Here is a 24,578-nt window from a genome sequence, read left to right as displayed (position 1 = left end):
CCATGGGTTCCTCCGCACACCGCCGACGCGTGAGCCGCAAGGCGAAGCTGACCGGTACCGGCATCGCCGCGGCGCTCGCGGCGGGCGCCGCGTTCACGCTCACCGGGACGGCGAGCGCGGCGTCGGTCGGCGCGGCGTTCTCCCGTACCGGTTCCTGGACGGGCGGCTACACCGGGCAGTTCGTGGTCACCAACGGCACGGACAAGGAACTGCGGGGCTGGAAGCTGACCTTCGACCTGCCGGAGGGCACGAAGGTCACCTCGCTGTGGAACGGCCGGCACACCGTCACCGGCCGGACGGTCACGGTCGCACCGGAGAGCTGGAACGGGACCCTCGCCCCCGGCGCGTCCGCGACCGTCGGCTTCGTCGCGGCCGGGGAGAAGGCGGCCGGCGGGCCGGTCGGGTGCCGGATCGACAACGGCAAGTGCGCGCTGGACGGGTCACCCGGTACGCGGCCGACCGGCCCGACGTCCGGTGCGGAGCCCACTTCCGGGCCGCCGAAGCCCGCTCCGGGCGGTGGCGGTGGCGCGGCCTTCGCCCCGTACGTCGACACCCTCCTCCACCCCGCCTACGACCTCCTGGGCACGGCGCGGAAGACCGGTGTGAAGGAGTTCAACCTGGCCTTCGTCACCTCCGGCGGCGGCTGCGCCCCCAAGTGGGGCGGCGTGACCGACCTCGGAAGCAACCCCGTCGCCCAGCGGATCGGCCCGCTGCGCGAGGCGGGTGGTGACGTGCGGGTCTCCTTCGGCGGGGCCGCCGGCTCCGAGCTGGGGCTCGTCTGCTCGTCCGCCGAGGAGCTCGCGGCGGCGTACGGCAAGGTCGTGGACGCGTACGAGCTCACCAAGGTCGACTTCGACATCGAAGGGAGCGCGCTGCCCGACACGGCCGCCAACACCCGCCGCGCCCGGGCCATCGCCCTCCTCCAGAAGAAGCACCCCGGCCTCGACGTGTCCTTCACCCTGCCGGTGATGCCCACGGGCCTGACCCAGGACGGCGTCGGCCTGGTCGGGAACGCCAGGAAGAACGGCGTGTCCATATCCACGGTCAACATCATGGCGATGGACTACGGCCCGTCCTTCGACGGCGACATGGGGCAGTACGCGATCGACGCGGCCACCGCGACGCAGGCGCAGGTCAAGGGCGTGCTGGGGCTGAGCGACGCGGCCGCGTGGAAGGCCGTGGCGGTCACCCCGATGATCGGCGTCAACGACGTGGCCACCGAGGTGTTCAAGCCCGACGACGCGGACCAGCTCGTGCGCTTCGCCCGCGCCAAGGGCCTCGGCGGGCTGTCCATGTGGTCCGCGACGCGCGACAAGCCGTGCCCGGGCGGTGCGCGGAACTCCGCGTCCGCGACGTGCAGCTCGATCCCGCAGGACGAGCTGGCCTTCACCAAGGCCTTCGCCGCGTACCGGAACTGACGCTCTCCCGCTTCCCCCCTCGCCCCCACTCCCCCCTCTCCCCCATACTGCCCCGCACGCACGGCACCCCCCACCTCGGCCCTGCGTGCGGGGCCACCCCTCACCCACCAAGGAGCTCCCCCATGCATCCGATGCGTCGGACCGTACGGATATCCCTGCTCTCCCTCACCCCCCTCGCACTCGCCACGCTGACCGCCGGGCCGGCCGCGGCGCACGGCTCCATGACGGATCCCGTCAGCCGCGTGTCCGCCTGCTTCGCGGAGGGCCCGGAGAGCCCGGACTCGGCCGCGTGCAAGGCGATGGTCGCGGCCGGCGGCACCCAGCCGCTCTACGACTGGAACGAGGTGAACATCGGCGACGCCGCCGGGCGGCACCGCCAGATCATCCCCGACGGCAAGCTGTGCAGCGCCGGGCGCGACAAGTACAAGGGGCTGGACATGGCCCGCACCGACTGGCCGGGAACGAAGCTGGCGCCGGGCGCGCACACCTTCCGGTACCGGGCGACGGCCCCGCACCGCGGCACGTTCGAGCTGTACATCACGAAGGACGGCTACGACCCGGCCAAGCCGCTCAAGTGGTCTGACCTGGAGGCGAAGCCGTTCGCGAAGGTCACCGACCCCACGCTGAAGGACGGCAGCTACGTCATCGACGGCACCGTCCCGAAGCGGTCCGGCCGGCACCTGATCTACAGCGTCTGGCAGCGCTCGGACAGCCCCGAGGCCTTCTACACCTGTTCCGACGTGGACCTCGGCGGGAAGGCGTCGGCACCGGCGCCGGGGACGAAGGCGTCGGCGCCGAGCGAGAAGCAGATCGCCGAGGAGGCCGCCAGGTCGACGGTCGACCACGGCGGGCACGGCGGGGACGGCCCCGGTGAGGGCGGGCACGGCGCGGTCGCGCACGGGGGCGCGGGCGGTGAGGCCCCGGAGTCCGGGACCGGCGCGGGCGTCGGCAACGGTCACCAGCAGCACTACGCGGTGAAGGCCGCCAACGCCCCGGCCGCGCAGGGCGGCCGCCTCGCCGAGACCGGCGGCGACAGCAGCACGACCGTCCTGGCCGCGGGCGGCGCGGCGGTCCTGGCCGCCGGCTCGGCCACCCTGTTCCTGGCCATGCGGCGCCGCTCCGCGCGGAACCGCGCCTGAGATCGCCGGGCACACGCCGGGGACGACGCTCGTACACGGCCGACGCGGTCTCCGCGCGGCCGTGCGCCGTCCCCGGCGGCCGCCCCGGTCCCGCCCCTGCCCGGAACCCGGGAGGTCCCCCGGACCCCCGGTTCCGGGCAACGATTCAGCCCGTCCGGCGATTGAGGACCGGGGTCCGGGGCGGAGCCCCGGTTCGGGAAGGGGCGGGGCGGGGACAGAGCCCCGCGCAGCGGCCCGGACCACCGGAGGACCGAAGGCTCACCCGCGCTGAGGTTCTGCCGGCCGTCACCCCGCAAAGCGCACCCATCCGCCCTCCCTCCCCGTCCTCCTCTTCTGCCCGCGTCACCACGGGACCGCCTCCGGGCACCTCACCCCCGAAGGGTATAAATTGGACGAAAATCCCTAGGAAAGCCCGGAGAGGAGCCGATATGTCCTCGAAGCGACGCCGCAAGAAGAGGGCCCGCCGCAAGGCGGCCAACCACGGCAAGCGCCCTCAGTGCTGAGCCCCCGCACCTGAGTACTCGCACCTGAGACCTCGCACCTCAAACCCGGGGCGCCCGGACCTCCGTACCGGACTCCGGGACCCCGGGGCCCGGTACGCCCTCGCCTCAGCGGGCGTGCCGCACGCGGAACGGCATGCCGGCCGCTCCCAGCCGGCCGATCAGCGCGTCCCCCATGGCCGTGGCCGTCGTGACCTGCCCCGACGTGGTCGGCAGGTCGTCCAGGGCCAGGCACATCGACGCCTCTGCCAGCATCTTCGCGGTCTCGCCGTAGCCCGGGTCGCCGCCCGAGACCTCCGTGAACACGCGCCGGCCGCCGCCCTCGCCCACGGCCCGCACCTGGAACCAGGCGCGGGCCCGCCGCTCCGGCCCGGGTCCCCTCCCCGGCTCGTAGCGGTTCATCAGCCAGGTCCGGGCGGGAGGCACCTGCGCGACGGCCGCCACCGCGCCCGCGCCCACCGTCGCCGCCAGGGCCATGGGCAGCGTCTTGACGGACGCGTAGTGGCGGTAGCGGAAGTCGGGGCCGTACCGCTCCAGCGCGGCGGCCGACCGGCGTACGACCCGAGGGTCGAGCGTGGGCAGCGGCAGCGCCCATGTGCCCGTCTCCTTGCTGAACCGCGGTGCCGCCAGCGGGGCCCGGACCCGGCGCCCGGCCGGCGCCGGCTCGTACCGCCGGCGTTCCCGGGCCGCGGCGAGCGCCTGGCGTTGCCGCGCGATGATCGTCAGGGACGAGGTGAGCGTCCCGCCGGAGGCGAGCCCGAAGGCCCGGACGAACCCGTCGACCGTGAGCGGCACCCCCTCCGGCAGCCGCTGGACGGTGAAGTACGCGAGGAGGTCGTGCGGCATCGCGTCGAAGCCGCAGGCGTGCACGAGCCGCGCGCCGGTCTCCCGGGCCCGCGCCTGGTGGCGTACGTAGGTGAGGTCCACGAACTCCGGCTCGCCGGTGAGGTCCGTGTAGTCGGTACCGGCCTCCGCGCAGGCGGCCACCAGCTCCTCGCCGTACCAGATGTACGGACCGACGGTCGACGCGACGACGTGCGTGGACCCGGCGAGCGCGCGCATCGCGGCACGGTCCCCCGCGTCCGCGGTCACCAGGGACACCTCGGCGGCCCGTACGGGGTCCACCGCGGCCAGTTCCTCCCGCAGCCGCTCCAGCTTCGCCCGGCCGCGCCCGGCGACCGCCCAGCGGAGACCCTTCGGCGCGTGCGCCAGCAGGTACGCGGCGGTGAGCCGCCCGACGAACCCCGTCGCGCCGAAGAGCACGACGTCGTAAGGCCGTTCCGGGCCTGTCTGCCTGTTCATGGAGCCTCCGGCTGCTGGGAGTACGACCTGACACGGCGCCGTGACGCCTGATACGTACGGTGCCGACCGGGCCGATTCTCCGCGTTCCTCAGGCCCGGGGCCACAAGGGAGACGGCCACGGGGAGACGGCGGCGCCGGAGAAGAAAGGCCGCCGCGAGGTGCGCGCGACGGCTCGCTCCGGCGCCGACGGGACAAGCGCGTCGCGCCGGACGAACGGCGAGCGCGCCTGGACGAACCTGGTAGGAGGTCGTTCCGGCACGCGTCCGCGACGCGGCTCCGGTTCGCGCCTTCCGCGCTGGTGGGGTCGGGGGAAGACCCGTTCCGGACGGGCTGCCCGGGAGGGCCCCGCCCGCCGTGCGCCGGGCGCCCCCGAACGCGCGGCACCGCCGCCACCCCGCCGGTCGAGCCGTATGCCCATGCATGAACCGGTGGTGGGCCGCGGTTCCGGTGGGTGCGCGGCGGGCGCTGGCTCATGCTCATTGCGGACAGTGCGGTTCTGAGGCGAACCGTTCGCCTCCTCGAAACCCACGCAGAAACGGCAGGACGACCATGCCAGTGCACCCGCTCGCCCGGCGGCTCGCGACCCTCGTCGCCGCCACCACACTGGTGGTCCTGGCCCCCGGAGTGGGCCAGGCCGACACCCCGTCAGCAGGACTGATCAAGCACGAGGAAGCGGGGTGGTACCTCGACAGCGGCAGTGACAGCTCGGCCAAGGCCCCCGCGCACACCACCAAGTACACGGGCGAGGCCGCGGCGGCGCCCGGCAACCTGAAGTGGTCCTACGACGCGGCCACCAAACTGATCAAGAACGAGGCCAAGGGCTGGTACCTCGGCAGCGGTGACTCCTCCTCCGCCAAGGCTCCCGCGTACACCACCAAGTACACGGGCGAGCCGTCGGCCGCTCCCCCGCAGCTGAAGTGGACCTACGACGCCACCACGAAGCTGGTCAAGAACGAGGCGAGCGGCTGGTACCTCGGCGCCGGGGGCGGCGGCGGGGACAAGGCCGAGAAGGGCGGCGACGACTACTCCGGTTCCAAGTCCTCCTCGACCGCGGCCTCGGCCGCGTACACCTCGAAGTACACGGGAGAGCCGGCGTCGGCACCGGCTCAGCTGAAGTGGTCGATAACGCCGTAGTCCCGGGTCAGGGGCCGGGCCCCGGTGCCTTCCCGCCAGGTGGGAGGCACCGGGGTCGCGCCTGTGGGTCAGCCGCAGGCACCCGCCGGACGGGAGCGGGTGACCAGGTCGGTGGAGCCGGTCGTGGCGTCGAGCCAGACCACCCGCCGGCCGCCCGCCGTCACGGGCCAGAACTGCTCGCCCCTGTTGCAGGAGACCCGGCTCCTGCGCGAGCCGTCGGGCGAGAGCTGCCACAGTTTGCCGAGCGTCCCGTTGCCGATCCGCGTCTCGGACGACTCCGTGCCGACGGTCACCGCGTCGTCGGAGGCGGTCAGGTACACGCCCCGCAGCGCGTCCTTGCCCTCGGCGGGACTGATGTCGACGGTGCCGGTGCCGTCGAGGTCCGCGCGGCGCACCGCGGTCGGCTGCCTGGACGGGTCGTTCGCCGCCAGCCAGTAGACGTGCTTACCGGTGATCGCGGTCGGACCGACGTACTCCGGTGTGCCGGGCTGCCCCATCGTCGTCCGCTTGCCGGTGGCGGTGTCCAGGACCTCCGTGTCGGACCGGTACAGGCCGTCCACGCGGCGCGAGGTGGCGAAGGCGATCCGGCCGTCCTTGAGGGACGGGTTGTCGGTGCCGCCGTACTTGCTGTACGGGACCGGTGGCACGACCACCGGCTGGTCGTCGCCCATACGCATGTACATCACGCGCGGGCCCGTCCAGCGGCTGTAGGAGGTGAAGGCCAGGAGCTTCCCCTCGACGCTCAGCGAGGACACGCGCCCGAGGTTGCCGGAGTTGGAGAACAGTTTCCTGACGGGGCCGCCCGCGAGCGGCCGGGCCAGGACCTCGGAGGTCCGGCCCCGGTAGGAGTGCCACACCACGGTCTTTCCGTCGGTGACCGGATCCGCGTGGTAGCGCCCGTCGTTGGGGCTGACACGGATCTTCTCACCGGTGCCGTCCAGGCGCCCGGCCCAGACCGAGTACGCCTCGGAGCCGTCCTCGTTCGAGCCGGCCGCCGCCCACCAGCCGCCGCCCGCGCCCACCGACGTGAAGCCGTCCGTGTTGACCCCGCCGAAGAGGCGGTCGGAGTCCACGCCCATGGCCGTCTCCCATCCGGCCACGATGCCGTGGGCGTCGAAGGCCCGCTCGACGGACCTGAGTCGCGCCCCCGTCACCTTGAGGTCCTTGGCCGCCGCGACGACGGCGTGCCGGCCCTCGGTGAAGCCGTCGAGCGGCGTCATGTACTCCGTCAGCGCCTTGTGGGCGATCCTGTCGGCGAGGGTGCGGTCCAGGTCCTCGCGGATGTCCCACAGCGCGCCCGAGAAGAGGGTGGAGTTGGCGTGGACGCCGCCGTTGTCGGTCGCGAACGACACCCCGAGGAAGGACGTGGAGGTGGTCCGGCCGTCGTTCATGTCACGGGCCGCGCACTCGCGGGGGCCCTTCTCCCGGCACAGCGCCTCGCCCACCAGGCCGGAGGCGGGGCTGTCCATGGGCGTGCCGTGGGCGTCGGTGTCGACGGCGTTGCCGAAGTAGTCGGCGAACGCCAGGGCCACGGATCCGGGCTGGCCCGCGTTGACCAGGCCGGCGCTGTTCTCGACGGCGCTCTTCGTCATCGTGTGCCCGACGACGTCCAGCGCGGCCGCGACGGGCCGGTGCTCGGCGTCGCCCTTCCCGTACATCGCCTTGGTGCCGTCCCAGACGGCCTCGTTGGCGAACCCCCAGCCGATGCCCACCAGGGAGTGCGCGGCCGCGCCGCGGCCGTCGGACCCGTCCCGGCCGTGCACGCTCTTGTAGTAGTCGTGGACCTTGGCGGCGCCCCAGTGCGCGTCGACCGCGCCCGCCTCGGTCGCCTCCTTACCGAAGTCCGGCTCCGGCGAGCCGAACTCCTTGAGGCCGGGCGGCCAGGTGCCCCACACCTCACTGACGCTCCGGTCGCGCGCGTCCCAGGTGGAGATCTGGTTCCTGTCGCCGCCCTCCTCGGCGCGGGTACGGTCGCGCAGTACGTACTCCCCGCGCGCGTCGTCCCGTTCCACGGCCAGCCCGACCGTCTCCCCGTCGAGCCGGACGCCGGATCCCCGCACGCCGCCCGCGGCCCGGGAGGGCGATGTCCCGGACCCGGCCGCCTTCCCGGCACCGGACGCGGCACCGGGCCCGGCTCCTGAGAACGACTGGATACCGCTGTACTGGAGGACCGGATAGCCGGACCGCGCCTCGACGTACACCTCCCGCAGCACGGGCGCGCCGGTGCCCGGGGCGGTGCCGCGCACGGTGACGTGGTGGGTGAGCACGCCGGCGCCGCGGGGCAGGACGACGAGCCCGTGAGCGGTGCCGGTCAGCGGCTCGGGGGTCCCCTCCCCCGGCTCCCCGTCCCGGCCGGGCCGCCACGGGCCGAGCCGCGCCTCGACGGCCTCGACCGCCCGCTCGGCCGCGAGTTCCCCGTCGACCTCGGGCTCGACCGCGACCTTCAGCCCGGTGAAGTACCGGCCGGAGGTGCCGGTGACGAACCGCTCCCCGCCCTTCCTCTCCATCCGGACGACGTACTGAGCGCCGAACACCGCCACTCCGCGGTGCTTCTGCCGCAGCCGCACGGTCTCCGCGTCGCCCGCGGTGACGGTCCGTACGGGCTCCAGGTCGCGGTCCGGACGCGGGATCCCGTAGCGGCTCTCCTTGTCCGCGAGATACCGCCGCGCCGCGTCGGCGGCGCCCCCCGTGGCCTTGACCCGTTCCCTGATGCCGCTCACCAGCGCGGGAGCCGCGGTGCGCTGTCCCGGGACCACCTCCTCCGTGCCGGACGCCGGTGCCGCGACCGCGCTCGCGGGCAGCGCGGAGACGACGAGTGCGGCGACGCCGATCAGCGTCGCCGCACCGGGTGAGCCGCTCCGTGCTCCGCGTGCCTTCGCTCTTCGCGTGGTTCTCCGCCGTGAACCCGGACCTTCCGCGAGCTCTCCGCGCTGACGCATGAGTACCCCCCATAGACGAGACACCCGACATGCAATCGGTGTCGCGTGCACACGTTCAATGGGGGCGACGGAAATGCGTGAGCGAGTTTCGGTCCGGGTGGCGGCGGGCCCGGAGCTCCTTACGTCGCCGTGTACGTCAGGCAGTCCGCCGAGGCGCCCAGGGAGGCGACGGTGATGCCGGGAGCCTGGCATTCGAGTCCGACGTTGTGCAGGCAGCCAGCCATCTTGCAGGCCCCGACCCGGCCGACGGCCGAGGAGTCGCCGCCCTTGGCCGGGAACACGAAGAACGTGTCGCAGTGTGCGTGGGTCGAGTCACCCACCGTGATGGCCAGGGCGTGGCAGGCGCTCTCCTGGTTGTACGCGCACTCGTCCACCTGACACACGCTCACCTGCGGCATTTCCACGGCGTTCTCCTCGGCATGACGTCCGGGCCCCGGCAGCGGCACCCCGCTCCGTACCTCCGACGCCTTCCTCGGGCGCCGGACACCGACACCGGTGACCTGGTGTCTTCACCCGGATGCGGGACCGCGTGCCGCGGGTCAGCCCGTGACGGGCCCCGGCTCCTGGTCCGAGGGGACCGGGCGCGGGGTGACGAGGGGGAAGACCGGGTCGGGGAAGGTCAGGTAGCCGAAGACGGTGTCGGCGGCCGCCTGGTCGTCGACCTGGATATGGCCACCGGCCACCGCGGCGTCGAAGTTCTCCTTGAAGCGGATGCCGGCCAGCGCCAGGTCGTTCAGGGCCTCGCGGGTGAGGCTGATGGTCGCCTGGGGCTTGCCGGCGAGCTTGTCCTGCCCGTCGACGTGGATCAGCACACCGTTGCGCAAGGTCGTGGTGCACTCCTGGCCGGTGCCGGTCAGGACCCAGCGCAGCACGAGGGGCGAGCGCTGTTCCCGGGCGGCCTTGGGGCCGTCGACGCTCTTCGCCATGGCGGTGAAGAACTGGTCGAGGGTCATGCTCCTGACCAGGTCCGAGGCGCCGTGCGAGGTGGGCTTCTGCGGGCCGTTGCGCAGTTCCTCGGCGCCGGTGAGGAAGAAGTTGCGCCAGGTGCCGTTCTCGGCCCCGTAGCCGAGCTGGGTCATGGCCTCGGCCTGGAGGTTCTTGGCGTCCTGGAGCACGTCGGCCGGCACCTCGAAGACATCACCGGCCTCGCCGGAGGCGAAGATGACGTGGTTGAGGAGCTCGACGGCCCAGCGGTACTGCGGCGGCTCGGCCTGATAGGCCTCCCGGGCGATGCGGACGACCTCGGCGGGCCCGCCCATCGCCCGGACGTAGTTCACACCGGCCTGGACCGGGGGGAGGTTCCACAGGTGGGCGGGGTTGCCGTCGAACCAGCCGATGTAGCGCTGGTAGACGGCCTTGAAGTTGTGGCTGAGCGAGCCGTAGTAGCCCTGGTTGTACCAGTGCTCGGCGAGGCCGGGCGGCAGGTGCCGGAGCTTCTCGGCGATCTCGATCCCGTTGAAGCCCTCGTCGATGAGCCGCAGCGTCTGGTCGTTGAGGTAGGCGTACATGTCCCGCTGGTTGCTCAGGAACTCGACGATGTTCTCGCTGCCCCAGCGCGGCCAGTGGTGGGAGGCGAACTCGACGTCGGTGTACTCGCCGAAGGTCTGGATCGCCTCGGTGAGGTATGTCGACCACGCGTGCGGGTCCCGGACCTGGGCGCCGCGCAGGCTCAGGATGTTGTGCAGGGTGTGCGTGGAGTTCTCCGCCATGCACATGGTGCGCAGCTCGGGGAAGTAGAAGTTCATCTCCGCCGGGCACTCGGTGCCGGGCGTGAGCTGGAAGACCATGGGGATGCCGTCGATCGTGTGCTGGTAGAGGCCCTCGCGCCACTGGACGACGTTCGTGGGCAACCAGTCCGCGTGCTTCGCCGGCTGGATCAGGGGCCCGCCGACGTAGTGCGTCGGCGGGACGAGCGTGACCTCGCCGGTGGAGATCGTCAGCCCGAGGCCGGAACCGACCTGCCCGTAGGGGCTCTTGTCCAGTCCCGCCGCGTACATGTACTCCGCGCGCCGGGCCATGGCCGGGCCCGCGTAGACGTTCTCGCTGATGGCGTGGTCGAGGAAGCCCTCGGGCGCGTACACCGGAAGGTCCTTCGGTATGACGTCGCCGGTCTCGTGGAACAGACCGCGGGAGCCGCCGAAGTGGTCGACGTGGCTGTGCGTGTAGATCACGGCGCTGATCGGCCGGCTGTCCTCGGTGGTGTCGCGGTAGAGCTTCAGGGCGTGCTGCGCGGTCTCGTACGAGGCGAGGGGGTCGATGACGACGATGCCGGTGTCGCCCGTGACGATCGTCATGTTGGACAGGTCGTAGCCGCGCACCTGGTAGATGGCGCGGTTGCCCGCGGCCGTGACCTGGAACAGGCCGGCGACAGCGGTGAGCTTGCCCTGCCGCCACAGGCTCGCGTTGACGGACGGCGGGGCCTGGTCGTCGCTGTCCAGAAGGAAGTCGTAGCCCGCGAAGTTCCAGGCCACGCCCTTGTTGTCGCGGGTCGGGATCACGGGGACGCCGGGCAGGGCCAGCAGGCCGCGCTGCGCGTCCTGGAAGTCCTCCGCGTTGGGCGGGATGGTGTCGATGATGCCGCGGTTCGCTTCCACGACGGAGGGGGAAGGCTCGACGGGCTCGGTGAATCCACGGGTATCGGTCATGCGACTGCCTCCTTGGGACATACGGAGAGAAGCTCAGCGCGCGTTACGGGAGCGGCACGTGTGGTGCGAGAGCCGTTCCGGTGCGCAAACGACGCTATGAAGCGACTGATCCGCATACAAGGGACCGATCAAGCCACCCTCGGTACCGTGGTGGTGGCGCTCCGTAGGTGCGCGACCCCTCCCCCCGCGCCCCCTCTCTCGTTACCCTGTGCGGCCCAAGGGGGAGAGAAATGACGCACGACTCGCGTGATCCTGAGCCGGCTCCGCCCGGTGAGCCACCCGGCACGCCCCCGAGCGCCCCGCCTCCGCCCGCCTCGCGCCGCGGCAGGGGCTACTTCCCTCTCCGGGACCGCGGTTTCCGAAGTCCGGTCTCACCGAGGCCCCTTCGGCCGCCGAGGACCTCGCCCGGAGCAAGAAAGCCGCTGTACGCGAACGACGCCGGTACCCCCGGCCTCACCGAGGACACGTGGGTGCCGGTCCCCTTCGACGAGCGGATCCTCGAATAGCCGCGCCGGCGGCCCACCGGAGAACCGCCCCTCACCGCCGTGGGCGCCCACCGGCCTCCTCACCCACCAGTCGCCCGAAGGCCGTCCGCGCGCGGGTCGCGTGCAGGCGCGCGGCGGCGCCCGGGGCGGCGGCCCGGATCACGGCGTCGAGCTGGGCCACCGTGTCCCGGCGGGTGGCGCGGCGCGCCTCGTCGAGCTCGCTCTGCGTGGGAGGTTCCGTATGGGTGAGTTCCGTCAGGGGCATGTGCCACGGGTCCAGGGTGTCGAGCCGGCCGGGATCGTCCGCCATCGCCCTGAAGGCGTCGAGGCCCCGTTCGTCACCGAGCCCGGCCAGCGTCTCGGCGGCCAGGACGCGCGCGCTCCCCGGGATCTTGCGGTGGCCGAGGGCCGCCCGTACGAGCGTCTCGCGCGCGGCCGCCGCGGTCTCCGGGCGGATGCGGGTGCCCAGTGCCGCCTGGAGGGCGATGAAGGTGCCGCCTTCGGCCCCGCCCTTCCGGGCCACGCGATGGAGCTCCTTCCACGGGTCGGCGCCGGCGCTCGCGGCGAGGTCGAGGACGAATCCCGCGTAGGACATGTCGGCGCGCTTGCGCGCCGGCGCCTCCTCGTCCGCGCGAGAGCCGCTGCGCAGGGCTCTGCCGACCGGCATGCTCCAGCACCGGCAGAACGGCCACGTGGCGGGAGGCCTGGACCAGCCCCACTTGACGAGGCGACGGGTCGCCGCGGCACTCGCCGCCCGGTCGCGGGTGGCGTGGCAGGCGGCGTGGTACTCCAGGAACGTCCGGTGCGGGAAGGACAGTTCCCCGTCCTGGACGGTCAGCAGGCCGGTGGGGCGCAGCAGGTCGCCCAGGAACCGGTTCCAGTCCGGCCCCGGCACCTGCGCGGGCGGCCGGGCGAGCGGGTGCGCGGCGAGTGCGCCGAGCGTGGCCGGGGTGTCCTCGAAGAAGACCCGGTGGGCGAGCGAGCGGACGAGCTCCGGGAGGTGGCGCCGCGCGCGCTCCGCCGCGGCTCCGACGTCCTGTCTGTCCGGGAGGTGCTGGAAGGGCTTCTCCAGGGCGTCGACGGCCCTCTGCTGGGTGTCGGCGATGCTCTTGTGGCTGTTGCGCCGGTAGATCCGGTCCATGAACCGGGTGTAGACGGCGGTGCGCCCCTCGGGGAACGGGCCGCCGGGTTCGACGGCGTACAGCCCGCACAGCATGGAGGCCATGAGCGGGGTACGGGCCAGGTGGTCGAGGTCGGCGTCGGCGATCAGGGCCGTGAACAGCGCGGTGTGCCGGTCCGGGTCGCCCAGGACCCGGAACCGCTCGTGGGCGTAGCGGCGCAGGTCGTCCTGGGTGAAGGGCCGCAGGGCGAAGCGGGCCGCGTGCGAGCCGGGGGTGTCGAGTTCGCCCGCGGGCAGGGGGCGGGTGGCCACGACGAACCGGTACGGCGACCCGTCGGCCGCCGCCTGGTCGGCCAGCCTGCCCAGCAGGCCGGCGCGCGCCTCCTGGTCGGCGACCTCGTCGAGGCCGTCGACCAGGACGAGCCAGGTCGCCCGTGGGCGGGGGCGCCGGCCGAAGAAGTCCTCGGTCAGGGTCGTACCGGGCGGCAGGTGCCGTCCCAGCAGCGCGGTGACGCTCGTGGCCAGTGCCTGGGACAAGGGGGCGGGACCGGTCAGGGCGACGGCGGGGACCAGGACCGGGACGGTCGCGTTCCGCTTGGCCCTGCCGTCCGGCGGGCCGTCCGCCGAGTCGAGCAGATGGACGCGGAGGAGGGTGGACTTGCCGCTTCCGGGGGCGCCGATCAGCACGGCGACCGGGCTCCCGGAGGTGAAGACGTCCGTCGCGGGCCCCGGCTCACCGGCGGGCGGGCACGGTGCTCCGGCCGCACCGGCCGCACCGGCCCCGGCGGACCCGGCGGCTCGCGGGGGCAGAGGCAGCACGTGCCGGGGCACACAGCCCTCGGGCAGCGGCGGCGGCCGCGGGGTGTCCGGGAGGTCCGGGTAGGGGTGGTCGCGGGCGTAGCGCGCCGCGGCCTTCAGGTAGCCGGACAGCCGGGGGTCGGGCCGCGGCGGCGGGTCCTTGCGGGCCAGCAGCCACAGAGTGTGCCACGACGCGCGTAATCCGTCCCGCTTCCTGACCTCGGCGGCCTCCGGGCGGGCGGCGCCCAGGGGCAGCAGCCGCCCGCATTCGATGAGCAGGGCCTCGGCCAGGGCCCACAACTGCGGGAAGTCGGAGCCCGGTTCCCCCGCGAAGCGTTCGCTGACCCGTTGCGGATTCAGCTTCGCCACCCCGTCGGGCAGCAGGCGGTTGGCCTTCGCGAGCGCCTGGCTCCGGTCCAGCCCCGAGTCGTGCAGCAGCGCGCGCAGTTCCCTGCCCAGGATCAGCCGTCCGGCACCCGCGCCCGTCGCCTCGTCCCCCGTCATGTCTCACCCGTTCCGGCGTCCGGGCGCTCCGGGAAAATCCGCTCCCGAGCCCGGTACGCACCGCTGTGACCTGCGTCTTCGAACTTCCGATCCGGACCCTTCCGGGAACGCGTGACCCCACCGCGCGGCCGGAGGAGTCTGCCTGTGTCCACGGCCACCGGCCGGGGGAACGAGCCTTTAACGGAAGGGAGTCGGCACATGGCCGACACAGCCTGGCCGCTGGTGGCGGGCCTGCTGATCATGGCACTCATGGTGGTCCTGGTCGCCCACCTCGCGTTGAGCGGCAGCGCCGCGCGCGACCGGGCCCGCGTCCTGAAGGCGCTGTCCGAGGTGATCCACGCGCTGGCGGAGGTGGTACGGGCCTTCTGGGGCAGGAGGTGACCCGCGGGGAACACCCCGGCAGCCTTTGCCTCATGGCCTGACATGATGCCGGGGACGCCGGGGCCGCGTCCCCCGCATCGCCGGGATTTTGCGTACGGAGCGGTGGCGGCGGCCGCCGGGTGCCGGGGAACCGCCGGCCCCGCCCCCTTCGGCCGGATCTTCCGCACCACATGCGGAATATCGCCCACCGCCCGGCGCGCCACGCACCCCGCGCCGGACCGGCCTCCGCAGATCTGACGCCAAGTCACCGCTTTGCCGGTTTTTGACTTCTTCTTGAACGTCAGTTGCCTGTACTGTCCCGTCCTGGCCGGTGTTCGCGATCAAGTCCGGCCCGTACCCCACCACTCGCCGGCTCCCCGTGAGCCGCCGGATGCCACCGGAGGATGCATGCCCTCTCGTATCGCCACCACGGTCGCCACGTGCGCGCTGAGCCTCGGGGTCCTCGCCTCGGGCGCGGGCGCCGCCATAGCCGCCTCCTCGTCCACCGCCGCCGGGCCGGCCGCCGACGCCTCGACGCGCCGCGCGGCGGTCGAGGCGCGCGCCGCCGCCGTGGACCGGTGCAGCTACCAGGTGGTCCGCTCCGACGACTCCCGCTACGTCTACTCCGTGAGCGGGGTCTTCGGCGGCACCGTCCGCGAGCTGCCGGTCCAGAAAGAGGACTTCGTGCGGTTCTCCGACGGATGGCGCAAGGTCACCCAGGTCGACGCCTGCGCGGGCGGGCAGAGCCAGGCCCCCACCGCGCTCCGCGTCACGGGCAAGCTGGACAACCCCGACGGCTACGACTCCTCCGTGCCGCGGACGATCCGCAGCGACGACGCCAGGCCCTCGGCCTCCTCGGTGATCCCGAAGGCACCGGCGGTGACGTCCGTCGACCGCCTCGACGCGGCCACCGTCCGCGTCAAGTGGACGCCCACGCAGGGCGGTCCGGACCTCCTCGCGCTGATGGAGACCAAGCCCTTCTACAGCAGCGAGATCGGCATCTGGCACCCCTACACCTTCCAGCGGGACGTCCCGGCCGGCGCCACCTCGGCGGACCGCAAGCTGGAGCGCAGCGCCGGCATCCCGGCGGACGTCCGGGCGCACTCCTACTGGCTGCGCGTCGTCAAGGGCGGCTTCGTCAGCGACCTGCGCGCCGAGAAGCCGGTGACGATCGAGCCGTAGCCACCGGCCGGCCCCTCGCCCCGCCGCCCGCGGGTACCCCCGGTCAGGTGGACCGGACCGGGGGTACGGCCGGTGGGAGGCCCGCCGCCGCTCGCGCGGGCGACGCCCGTACACCGTCCTGAAGACGCGGCTGAAGAGGCCGGGCCGCGACCCCTCCTCGGTGCGGGACGTACCGGCGCCGGGCACGTCCGGGCGGATCCACCACTTCCGGGTTCAGGCCGCCGTGGCGGTCGTACCGGATGCCGCGTCCATGGCGGGCGCGGCCCCGGTCCGGCGGCCGCCCGTACGCACCGCGCCCGCGCTCGCGACGACCACCATCGCCACGGCGGCGCACTGCGACAGCGACATCCCCTGGTCCAGCACCAGCGCGCCCGCCGTCGCGGCGACGGCCGGTGCCAGGCTCGCCAGCACGGCGAACGTCCCGGCGGGCAGCCGGCGCAGGGCGAGGAGTTCCAGCGTGTAGGGCACGCCCGACGACATCACCGCGATCGCCAGGCCCAGGCCCAGCACCCCCGGTTCCAGCAGCGTCCCGCCCGCGGCCCCGATGCCCAGCGGGAGGCTGACCAGCGCGGCGACGGCCAGCGCGATCGCCAGGCCGTCCAGCCTCGGGAAGCGGGCGCCCGCACGGGCGTTGAGCACGATGTACGCCGCCCACAGCGCCCCGGCCCCCAGGGCGAAGGCCACCCCGGCGGCGTCGAGCCGGCCGAAGCCGTCGCGGCCCAGCAGGCAGACCCCCGCCAGCGCGAGCCCCGCCCACAGCAGGCCGGCGGCGCGGCGCGAGACGACGACCGACAGCAGCAGGGGCCCGAGCACCTCCAGGGTGACGGCCGCGCCGAGCGGGATGCGGTCGATCGCCTGGTAGAAGAGGAGGTTCATGCCGCCGAGGGCCAGGCCGAACGCGGCGACCAGCGTCCGGTCGGCGCGCGTGTACCCGCGGAGCCGGGGGCGGGCGACGGCCAGCAGGAGGAGCGCGGCGAACGTCACCCGCAGTGCGACCGTGCCGAGCGCTCCGGCGCGGGGGAACAGCAGCGCGGCGAAGGCGGAGCCGAACTGGACGGACACCGTCCCGGCCAGGACGAGGCCGACGCCGCCGAGGCCGCCGGGTCCGGCGGTGTGCCGAAGTACGGCGGGCGCGGCCGCCGCCGGGGTCGAGGTGTGCACCGTGGAGGTCATGCCCTCCACGCTAGGGATCCGGCCACGCGGCGTGAAATGCCTGCTTCCCCGGCGGTTATGCTTCCGACGCATGACCATCGAGCTGCGGCACCTGCGCGCCTTCCTCGCCATCGCCGAGGCGGGCAGCGTCACCCGCGCCGCCGCCCGCCTCCACCTGAGCCAGCCCGCGCTCTCGCGCACCCTGCGGCAGTTGGAGGACCACCTGGGCGCCCGGCTCGTCGACCGCTCCACCCACCACCTCGAACTGACCGCCGAGGGCCGCCTCTTCCGCGACAAGGCCGCCGCCGCGGTCGCCGCCGTCGAGGCCGCCCTCGACCCCGGGTGCCTGCGGAGCCGGCCGCTGCGCCTGGGCCACACCTGGGCGGCGCTCGGCGACCACACCGTCCCGCTGCTGCGCCGGTGGGACCGGACGCGGCCCGGCACCCCGCTGGAGCTGCTCCGCGTCGACGACCGCACGGCGGGCCTCACCCAGGGCAAGGTCGACGCGGCCGTGCTGCGCGGCGGCGCGGGCGCCGGGGCCGGGCTGCGCACGGAGCCGCTGCTGTCGGAGGAGCGGGTGGTGGTCATGCCGGCGGACAGCCCGCTGGCGGCTCTCCCCCGGATCACCCTCGCGGACCTCGCCGGCCGTCCGATCGTCCTCAACACCGTCTCCGGCACCACGACGACGGACCTGTGGCCGCCGGCGGCCCGGCCCGTGGTGGCCGTCGAGGTGACCAACACCGACGAATGGCTCATCGCCATCGCCGCGGGCCGCGCCCTGGGGGTCTCCACCTCGGCCACGCCGAGCAACCACATGCACCCCTCGCTGGTCTACCGCCCGCTCGTGGACGCGCCGCCCGTCCCCGTCGTCCTCGCCTGGCGCGAGGGCCCGGCGCACCCGGCCCTCCCGGACCTGCTGGCGCTCGTCCGCCAGGTCCTCGCCGACGGGGCCGGCTGAGCCGGGGCGCCGTGGGCACCGGCGTCAGGGCCCGGGGTGACGGCGGTCGCCCCTCCCCCGCCCTCCGGGGGCGCCCGGCGGGAGGGGTTCGACGCCCGACACGTGCCGCACCTTCGTCGGCTCGATCAGCACGACGACCCGCCGCTCGCCCGGGATCCCCCACTCGAAGCGCTCGGATCCGGTGTACTCGGCCGCCAGCAGGTCCATGTTCCGGTCGGCCTCCGGGCCCTCGACGAACCGGACGGCCCGGCCGCGGATCTGGACGCGGTCGTACGGGTCGTCCCGGCTGGTGTGGGACAGGCACACCCGCGGATCGCGGCGCAGGTTGCGCTCCTTGACCCGCCCGACGGCGGTGTTGAAGAAGAGCAGGTCCCCTTCGGCCCCCACCCACATCGGGCTCACGTGCGGCGCGCCGTCGGCGTCGACCGTGCCGACGTACCAGATGTCCGGGGCTTCGATCCGTTCACGGATCTCCTTCGGCAAGGCAGTCATGGGACGCTCCTGCCCGGCGGTGACACCGGTGAAGCCCCGCGCGCACCCGACGGGGCGCGTGCCGCCCGGTTCCCCGAAGTCCGGCGGACACGCGGTCAGATGAGGGCCGGAAGGGCGAACCGTACGCCGGTCAGGCGCTCCGACAGCTCCCACAGGCGCCTGCCGGTCCCGGGGTCGGCCGCGGCGGGGGCGAGCTCCACCCGGGTGGGGGCGCCGCGCAGTTCGGCCGTGCCGTCCGGGCCGAAGAACCGGCCGCCCTCCGCGTCCGGGGCGGTCGCGGCGTACAACTGCGGCAGCGCGCCGTCGGCCGGGGTCTGAGCGAACAGCGGGTTGCCGATCCGGCCGAAGACGAGCCGCCACAGGCCGGTCGGCGCGCTCGTCTGGAGGTTGGTCGCGGTGTAGCCGGGGTGGGCGAGCACGCTGCGGACCGGGCTGCCCGCCCGGGTCAGCCGGAGGTGGAGTTCGTGCCCGAAGACGGCGTTGGCGAACTTCGACTGGTTGTAGAAGCCCATGGGCGAGTAGCCGCGCTCGCCGGTGAGGTCGTCCCAGCGGAGGCGCGCCTTGCGGTGGTTGACCGAGCTCACCGTGACCACGCGGGGGTCGTACCCGGCGGCCAGCGTGTCGAGCAGCAGCCCGGTGAGCGCGAAGTGGCCGAGGTGGTTGCAGGCGAACTGGAGCTCGTGGCCCTGCGCGCTCAGCGACCTGGGCGGCGCCATCACACCGGCGTTGTTGACGAGCACGTCCAGCCGGGAGTGGTCGGCGCGCAGCCGGTCGGCGAAGGTCCGGACCGAGTCGAGGTCGGCCAGGTCGAGCCGGCGCACTTCGAGGCTGGCGTCCGGCTGTCCGGCGGTGATGCCGGCGACCGCCCGGCGGCCCTTCTCCCTGTCGCGCACCGCGAGGATCACGTGCCCGCCCCGGCGGGCGAGTGCCCGGGTGGTCGCGAGGCCGAGGCCGCTGTTGGCTCCGGTCACGAGGAACACCCGGTCGGTCTGGTCGGGAATCTGCTCGGCGGTCCATCGCTGATGCTTCATCATGCGGCACACATTGCCGCTCGTGTCACTCGGTGTCAAGACGCTACTTGGTGCCACACAAGGCATGGCGTTACCATCGTCGGGTGAGTTCCCGCCCCGAAGTGAGCATGGCCGAGCGCAAACGCCGACTGGTCTCGAACGAGCTGACCGAAGCAGCGCTGCAACTCCTGGCGTCGAGGGGGTTCGACGCGGTCACCATCGACGAGATCGCGACGTCCGCCGGCGTGTCCAAGCGGACGTTCTTCCGCTACTTCGCGTCCAAGGAGGACGTCGTCGTCCAGTTCCTGGCCGGCATGGGCGCCGACATCCGGGCGGAGCTGGCGTCCCGTCCCGCCGGGGAGCGTCCCTCGGTGGCGCTGCGGTACGCGGTCGGGGTCCCCCTCACCACCTGTTCCGACCACGCCGACCGGGCACTGCGGGTCGTCCGGCTGATCCTGCGCACCCCCGCCCTGCACGCGCGCTTCCTGGAGCACCAGGCGCGGTGGCGCGACGACCTGGCGGCCGAACTGGCCCAGCGCCTGGACCTCGACCCCGGCACCGACCTCTATCCGCGCCTTGCCGCCGGGATGGCGCTGAACGCCTTCGACGCCGTACTGCACCGCTGGAGCGGCAGCGACGGGGCCGAGGACCCCACCGGGCTGACCGACCGCGCCTTCGCCGTCATCGCCCCGGCGCTGGACGCCACCTGACACGGCCGGCGCGACCGGCGCGCCGGACACGTCCGGCAGCCGGAAGCCTGGAATCCGCGGCGTCCCGGCCGCCCCACCGGACCCGCCACCACCCCGGCAATGACGCAAGAACTTTGCTTTAAGGTGGGCCCCATGAGCCGTAAACCCATGGTCCGCCCCGGAGGTCGCAGCGCGCGGGTCCAGCAGGCGGTCCACACCGCCGTGCGCGAGCTCCAGGCCGAGGTCGGCCGCCCGGAGCTGACGGTTCCCATGGTCGCGGCCCGCGCCGGCGTCACCCCTTCGACGGTCTACCGCCGCTGGGGCGACCTCCAGGAGCTGCTCTCGGACGTCGCCGTCGAGCACCTGCGCCCGGAGGCTCCCCCGGAGGACCACGGCCGCCTGCTGGACGACCTGCGGAACTGGGCCGAGCAGTTCCTGGAGGAGATGGCCGCGCCCACGGGGCGGGCCTACATCCGCGACGCCCTGCTGGGCGACCCCGACGGCGACAACGCCGGACAGTGCTCGGACTTCGCGGCCGGGCAGGTCGGCGCCATGCTCGCCCGTGCCGCGGAGCGCGGCGAGGAGGCCCCCGACGCCGAGACCGTGATCGACCGGGTCGTGGCGCCGATGATGTACCGCATCCTGTTCCGCCCCGACGGCCTCACCGGCGCGTACGCGCGCCGGCTCGCGGAGGACGCCCTGGCGGGCTTCGGCCCTACTCGCTGACGCCGGGCACGGCTTCGAGCCGGTAGCCGTCCCCTTCGGCGACCACCCGGCCGGCGGTCGGCGCGGGGAAGTGCGTGCCGAGGACGAGCGCGCCGGTCCCGGCGAGCCGGGCGAGCAGCGCGCGGCGGGTCGCCTCCGCCCGTACGGGGTCGATGTCCACGCAGCTGCCGATCCCCGGACGCGCCAGCTGCACGGGGTGGTGGACGGAGTCCCCGGTGATGAGCGCCGTCTCGCCCGCGCTGCTCAGCTGGACGACGACCTGTCCGGGGGTGTGGCCCGGAGCGGGCACCAGACGCAGACCGTCCGCCACGTCGATCCCCTCCTCCGGTACGTCGACGAGGTCGAGCAGCCCCGCCTCCTCGACGGGGACGACGGAGTCGAGGAACATGGCGCGCCGCGCCTCGTCCATGTCGTACGCGGCCCAGAAGTCGTACTCCGCCTTCGAGGTGAGGTAGCGGGCGTTGGGGAAGGTCGGCACCCAGACGCCGCCGGTCTTCCGGGTGTTCCATCCCACGTGATCGGCGTGCAGATGGGTGAGCACCACCAGATCGACGTTCCCGGGCGTGAATCCGGCGTCCGCGAGGCGCGCGAGGTAGTCGGTGCGGAGGTCGTGCCACGCCGGGTTCGCCCTCGTCTTGCCGTTGCCGACCCCGGTGTCGACCAGCACCCGCAGCCCGCCCACGACCAGCGCGAAGCTGTGGCTGTCGATGCGCAGGACGCCGTCCCGGCCGGCGAAGTCGGGCCGCAGCCAGCCGTGTCCGGTGACCACGTCGGGGGTGGCGGCCGGCAGCAGCCACGGCCCGGTCTCCGGCGGCAGCGGGATCTCGTCGACGCGGTGGACGGTGATGTCGCCGACGGTCCAGCGGGCGGCGGTGCCGGCCGGGGCCGGCTCGGTGGGCTGCGTCGTGCACATGGGGCGTACTTCTTTCTGCTGCGGAAGGCCGGTGCCGGCCGGGCCGCCTCGCGCGCCCAAAGCGGTCGGAGGAGACCGGACTTGACATCAAAAGCAATTGGTTTGCTTTAAGTGACGGTAGGCCCTACCTTCGACTAACGCAAGCCGTTAGCTTTAGCGCGAGGGAAGGCAGCCCCATGTCCGCCGCAGATCTCACTCCACCCGAGGCCGCCCGCTGGGCCGCGCGCTCCGGACTGTCCCTGGCCCCGGACCGGCACGCGGAAGTGGCGACGACCGCCGACCACATCCATTCCGTCGTCTCGGTCCTGCGCGAGCTGGACTTCGGCGACACACCGCCTGCCACCGCGTACCGCGCGGGAGGGGAGCAGCACGATGCAGCCGTATGAACTGACCGTGGCCGACGCGGCCGAGGCCGTGCGCGCCCGGCGGCTCTCGCCGGTCGAGCTGGTCGACTCGGTGCTGGAGCGCATCGAGCGGGTCGAGCCGCGCCTGCGGGCCTTCACCACGGTGACGGCGGGCCCCGCGCGAAGAGCGGCGCGGCAGGCGGAGGACGAGATCGCCGGTGGCGGCCTCCGGGGCCCGCTGCACGGCATACCCGCCGGGCTGAAGGACCTCATCGACGTGGCCGGGATGCCCACCACGGCGAGCTCACGGGTGCGGACGGACCACCGGGCGGAGGCGGACAGCACGGTCGCCGCGCGGCTCGCCGACGCCGGCGTGGCGTTCGTCGGCAAGACCCACACCCATGAGTTCGCCTACGGCCTGACCACCCCTCAGACCAGCAACGCCTGGGACCTGGGGCGGGTGGCCGGCGGCTCCAGCGGCGGTTCGGCCGTCGCCGTGGCAGCGGGGGCGGCCGCCTTCGCCCTGGGGACCGACACCGGCGGGTCGATCCGGGTGCCCGCCGCGCTCAACGGGGTGGTCGGGCTGAAACCGACGTACGGCCTCGTGCCCCGGTACGGCGTGACCTCGCTGGCCTGGTCGCTCGACCACGTGGGCCCCCTCACCCGCACCGTGGAGGACGCGGCGCTGGTGCTGGCCGCCCTGGCCGGGCACGATCCGCGCGACCCCGCGTCCGTCCCGGCGCCGGCCGTGGACTACCGACCGGGCCCCGGCACGGATCTGACGGGCCTTCGGGTCGGCGTGCCGCGCAACTACTACTTCGACCGGGTGAACCCCGAGGTCGAGGCGTCCGTCCGCCGGGCGATCGGCCGCCTGGAGGAGCTCGGCGCCCGCCTCGTCGAGGTCGAGATCCCGATGACGCGCTACATCCAGGCGACGCAGTGGGGCCTGATGGTGCCCGAGGCCTCCGCGTACCACGAGCGGACGCTGCGGGCGGTGCCCGATCTGTACGCGGCGGACGTCCGCGTCCTCCTGGAGGCGGGCGAACTCATGAGCGCGGGGGACTACCTCCGCGCCCAGCGCGCCCGCACCCTCATGCGGCAGGCCTGGCTGGAGATGCTGGAGGCGGTCGACGTGATCGCCGCGCCCACCGTGCCGCTCACGGCCGTGAAGGCCGGGCAAACGACCGTGACCTGGGGCGACGGTGAGGTGGAGAGCGTCTCGGACGCGTACGTACGGCTGTCGGCGCCGGCCGACATCACCGGGGTCCCCTCGCTGACCGTCCCGGTCGGCCGGGACGCGGCGGGCATGCCGATCGGCATGCAGCTCATGGGGAAGCCGTTCGGCGACGCCACGGTGCTGCGCGCGGGCCACGCCTACGAACTGACCGGCACCGCCGCCGGCCTGGCCCCGGCCGTCTAGCGGACACCCCCGTACGCCCGCCGGACCGGGCGCGCGGGCCCGGGGCCGGCGGCGGACGCCGTGCGGCGCCCCGGGGCGTCAGCGCTTGGGCCAGTACCACAGCGGCTCGTCCAGAAGGCCCTCCCGGCCCGCGACCTCCGTCTGTCCGAGGGCGTCCTTGACCAGGGTGAGGGAGTTGACGTCGAGCCGGTGGCGCCGGGCGCCGCGGGTCAGGGCGTCGGCCAGCTCCGGAGCGTGCGTGACCACGACGATCTGGGTGTCCCGGTTCGCGGTGAGGACGAGCTCGGCCAGCGGGGCCAGCAGGTCCGGGTGGAGGCTGGCCTCCGGCTCGTTGAGGACGAGCAGCGCGGGCGGGCGCGGGGTGAGCAGCGCCGCCGTCCACAGCAGATAGCGCAGGGTGCCGTCGGAGAGCTCGGCCGCGCCGAGCGGGCGCAGCAGGCCCGGCTGGCGCAGCCGCAGCTCGAACCGGCCGCTCTCGCTGACGATCTCCACCCTGCTGCCGGGGAACGCCGCGTCCACGGCGGCGTCCAGGGCGGTGTGGTCGCCGATCTCGCGGATGGTCTGGAGCGCGGCCGCGAGGTCCGCGCCGTCGTGGCCGAGCACGGGGGTGCGGGTGCCGATCCGGGCGCCGCGCGCGGGCGCCCGCGCGTCGGTGCGGACGTGGTCGTAGAACCGCCAGGACCGCAGGTGCTCGCGCAGCCGCAGCAGGTCGGGGGCGAGCCGCGGGTCGGCGAGCGCGCCGAGCATGCTGTCGTAGGGGCGGACGCCGTTCACCGTGCTGTGCCAGGTGCCGTCCGCGGTGCGGGTGCGCACGGCGGGGCCGGAGCGGTCCGAGAGCAGGGCGGCGGGGCGGAGCACGGGCCCGGCCCAGGTGCACTCCCGCTTGATCTCCGGGTCGAGGTTGAACATGGACGGCGCCCCCGCGCCGCCGGCGGTCGGGACCGGATGCCCGAAGTCGACCGCGTAGCCGAACTCGTCGCCGGCGAAGCCGAGGCGGAGGCCGACGGGCTCGGCACGGCCCGGACCGCGCCGCTCACCGGCCCACAGCGTCGAGGGCAGCCCGCCCTCGCGGGCCAGCGCCGCCACCGCGCCGCCCTGGGCCGAGTCGGCGAGCAGCCGCAGCGCCCGGTAGAGGCTGGACTTGCCGGTGCCGTTGGCGCCCGTGACGACGTTGAGCCGGTCCAGGGGGACGATCAGGCGGCGCAGGGATCGGTAGTTCTCGACGGCGAGGGTGGTGAGCATCCGGGCCTCTCGGTGCCTTGCGGTGGATCTTTCGGCCAGTCTGCCAAGGGGGTCTGACATCGCGCTCCGGGCGAGGCCGGGCACCGGCCACGCCCGCCGACGGCCC

The 24,578-nt window shown here is 73.9% G+C and carries 20 protein-coding genes; 10 read left to right on the top strand and 10 right to left on the bottom strand.

The window, feature by feature from the left end; all coding sequences use genetic code 11:
- Positions 1-2: 2 nt before the first annotated feature.
- Both SMD11_RS30885 and SMD11_RS30880 read left to right on the top strand, forming a co-directional pair.
- Positions 3-1,418: a cellulose binding domain-containing protein gene (locus SMD11_RS30885; RefSeq protein WP_087929575.1), complete on the top strand. Its 1,416-nt coding sequence runs from the start codon at positions 3-5 to the stop codon at positions 1,416-1,418.
- A 122-nt stretch (positions 1,419-1,540) separates the two neighbouring features.
- Positions 1,541-2,557, top strand: coding sequence for a lytic polysaccharide monooxygenase auxiliary activity family 9 protein (locus tag SMD11_RS30880; RefSeq protein ID WP_199843991.1), 1,017 nt, complete (start codon positions 1,541-1,543; stop codon positions 2,555-2,557).
- Between the two features lie 608 nt (positions 2,558-3,165).
- Here the strand turns inward: SMD11_RS30880 and SMD11_RS30875 are convergent.
- On the bottom strand, positions 3,166-4,359 hold the full coding sequence (locus SMD11_RS30875) for a saccharopine dehydrogenase family protein (protein WP_087929574.1): 1,194 nt from the start codon (positions 4,357-4,359) through the stop codon (positions 3,166-3,168).
- A 549-nt stretch (positions 4,360-4,908) separates the two neighbouring features.
- Between SMD11_RS30875 and SMD11_RS35600 the strand changes: the two genes are divergently transcribed.
- Complete coding sequence (locus SMD11_RS35600; RefSeq protein WP_159395409.1) at positions 4,909-5,493, top strand: hypothetical protein; 585 nt, start codon at positions 4,909-4,911, stop codon at positions 5,491-5,493.
- A 68-nt stretch (positions 5,494-5,561) separates the two neighbouring features.
- Here SMD11_RS35600 and SMD11_RS30865 read toward each other — a convergent pair whose 3' ends face one another.
- The 4 genes from SMD11_RS30865 to SMD11_RS30850 all read right to left on the bottom strand — a co-directional run bounded on the left by SMD11_RS30865 (position 5,562) and on the right by SMD11_RS30850 (position 13,984).
- Positions 5,562-8,432 (bottom strand): M4 family metallopeptidase, encoded by a 2,871-nt coding sequence (locus SMD11_RS30865; protein ID WP_087929572.1) that lies wholly within the window; start codon positions 8,430-8,432, stop codon positions 5,562-5,564.
- Between the two features lie 119 nt (positions 8,433-8,551).
- The gene (locus SMD11_RS30860; protein WP_234366496.1) at positions 8,552-8,830 is read right to left on the bottom strand and encodes a DUF1540 domain-containing protein; all 279 of its coding nucleotides are present in this window, start codon (positions 8,828-8,830) and stop codon (positions 8,552-8,554) included.
- Positions 8,831-8,971: 141 nt separating this feature from the next.
- The gene (locus SMD11_RS30855; RefSeq protein WP_087929570.1) at positions 8,972-11,077 is read right to left on the bottom strand and encodes an alkyl/aryl-sulfatase; all 2,106 of its coding nucleotides are present in this window, start codon (positions 11,075-11,077) and stop codon (positions 8,972-8,974) included.
- A gap of 537 nt (positions 11,078-11,614) precedes the next feature.
- Complete coding sequence (locus tag SMD11_RS30850; protein ID WP_087929569.1) at positions 11,615-13,984, bottom strand: NACHT domain-containing protein; 2,370 nt, start codon at positions 13,982-13,984, stop codon at positions 11,615-11,617.
- A gap of 198 nt (positions 13,985-14,182) precedes the next feature.
- Between SMD11_RS30850 and SMD11_RS30845 the strand changes: the two genes are divergently transcribed.
- On the top strand, positions 14,183-14,365 hold the full coding sequence (locus SMD11_RS30845; RefSeq protein ID WP_087929568.1) for a hypothetical protein: 183 nt from the start codon (positions 14,183-14,185) through the stop codon (positions 14,363-14,365).
- Positions 14,366-14,752: 387 nt separating this feature from the next.
- Positions 14,753-15,526 carry a hypothetical protein gene (locus SMD11_RS30840; RefSeq protein ID WP_087929567.1) on the top strand — a complete coding sequence of 258 codons (774 nt, stop codon included), beginning with the start codon at positions 14,753-14,755 and terminating at the stop codon, positions 15,524-15,526.
- A 213-nt stretch (positions 15,527-15,739) separates the two neighbouring features.
- On the opposite strand, the gene SMD11_RS30835 is transcribed toward SMD11_RS30840, so the two are convergent.
- Complete coding sequence (locus SMD11_RS30835) at positions 15,740-16,699, bottom strand: EamA family transporter (protein WP_087929566.1); 960 nt, start codon at positions 16,697-16,699, stop codon at positions 15,740-15,742.
- Between the two features lie 70 nt (positions 16,700-16,769).
- Here SMD11_RS30835 and SMD11_RS30830 point away from each other — a divergent pair, with 70 nt between their 5' ends.
- Complete coding sequence (locus SMD11_RS30830) at positions 16,770-17,636, top strand: LysR family transcriptional regulator (RefSeq protein WP_087929565.1); 867 nt, start codon at positions 16,770-16,772, stop codon at positions 17,634-17,636.
- 24 nt (positions 17,637-17,660) lie between these two features.
- Here SMD11_RS30830 and SMD11_RS30825 read toward each other — a convergent pair whose 3' ends face one another.
- Both SMD11_RS30825 and SMD11_RS30820 read right to left on the bottom strand, forming a co-directional pair.
- Entirely contained in the window at positions 17,661-18,128 is a 468-nt protein-coding gene (locus tag SMD11_RS30825) for a PPOX class F420-dependent oxidoreductase (RefSeq protein ID WP_087929564.1), read from the bottom strand.
- 95 nt (positions 18,129-18,223) lie between these two features.
- Positions 18,224-19,162: an oxidoreductase gene (locus SMD11_RS30820; protein WP_087929563.1), complete on the bottom strand. Its 939-nt coding sequence runs from the start codon at positions 19,160-19,162 to the stop codon at positions 18,224-18,226.
- Between the two features lie 104 nt (positions 19,163-19,266).
- On the opposite strand from SMD11_RS30820, the gene SMD11_RS30815 reads away from it, so the two are divergent.
- Entirely contained in the window at positions 19,267-19,848 is a 582-nt protein-coding gene (locus tag SMD11_RS30815) for a TetR family transcriptional regulator (protein WP_199844105.1), read from the top strand.
- A gap of 132 nt (positions 19,849-19,980) precedes the next feature.
- Positions 19,981-20,553, top strand: a complete 573-nt coding sequence (locus SMD11_RS30810; protein WP_087929561.1) for a TetR/AcrR family transcriptional regulator — start codon at positions 19,981-19,983, stop codon at positions 20,551-20,553.
- Here SMD11_RS30810 and SMD11_RS30805 read toward each other — a convergent pair.
- The gene (locus SMD11_RS30805) at positions 20,543-21,466 is read right to left on the bottom strand and encodes an MBL fold metallo-hydrolase (protein WP_087929560.1); all 924 of its coding nucleotides are present in this window, start codon (positions 21,464-21,466) and stop codon (positions 20,543-20,545) included. The genes SMD11_RS30810 and SMD11_RS30805 overlap by 11 nt on opposite strands.
- 176 nt (positions 21,467-21,642) lie before the next feature.
- Between SMD11_RS30805 and SMD11_RS30800 the strand changes: the two genes are divergently transcribed.
- Positions 21,643-21,852: a hypothetical protein gene (locus tag SMD11_RS30800; RefSeq protein ID WP_087929559.1), complete on the top strand. Its 210-nt coding sequence runs from the start codon at positions 21,643-21,645 to the stop codon at positions 21,850-21,852.
- The gene (locus tag SMD11_RS30795) at positions 21,839-23,230 is read left to right on the top strand and encodes an amidase (RefSeq protein WP_087929558.1); all 1,392 of its coding nucleotides are present in this window, start codon (positions 21,839-21,841) and stop codon (positions 23,228-23,230) included. Before SMD11_RS30800 ends, SMD11_RS30795 begins: the two co-directional genes overlap by 14 nt.
- Positions 23,231-23,308: 78 nt before the next feature.
- Here the strand turns inward: SMD11_RS30795 and SMD11_RS30790 are convergent, their stop codons facing one another.
- On the bottom strand, positions 23,309-24,472 hold the full coding sequence (locus tag SMD11_RS30790) for an AAA family ATPase (protein WP_087929557.1): 1,164 nt from the start codon (positions 24,470-24,472) through the stop codon (positions 23,309-23,311).
- Between the last annotated feature and the right edge of the window lie 106 nt (positions 24,473-24,578).

Source organism: Streptomyces albireticuli (assembly GCF_002192455.1).
In the GTDB taxonomy this organism is placed as follows: domain Bacteria; phylum Actinomycetota; class Actinomycetes; order Streptomycetales; family Streptomycetaceae; genus Streptomyces; species Streptomyces albireticuli_B.
The sequence above is the reverse complement of the archived record's forward strand: the minus strand, read 5'-3'. Positions and strand labels throughout refer to the sequence as shown.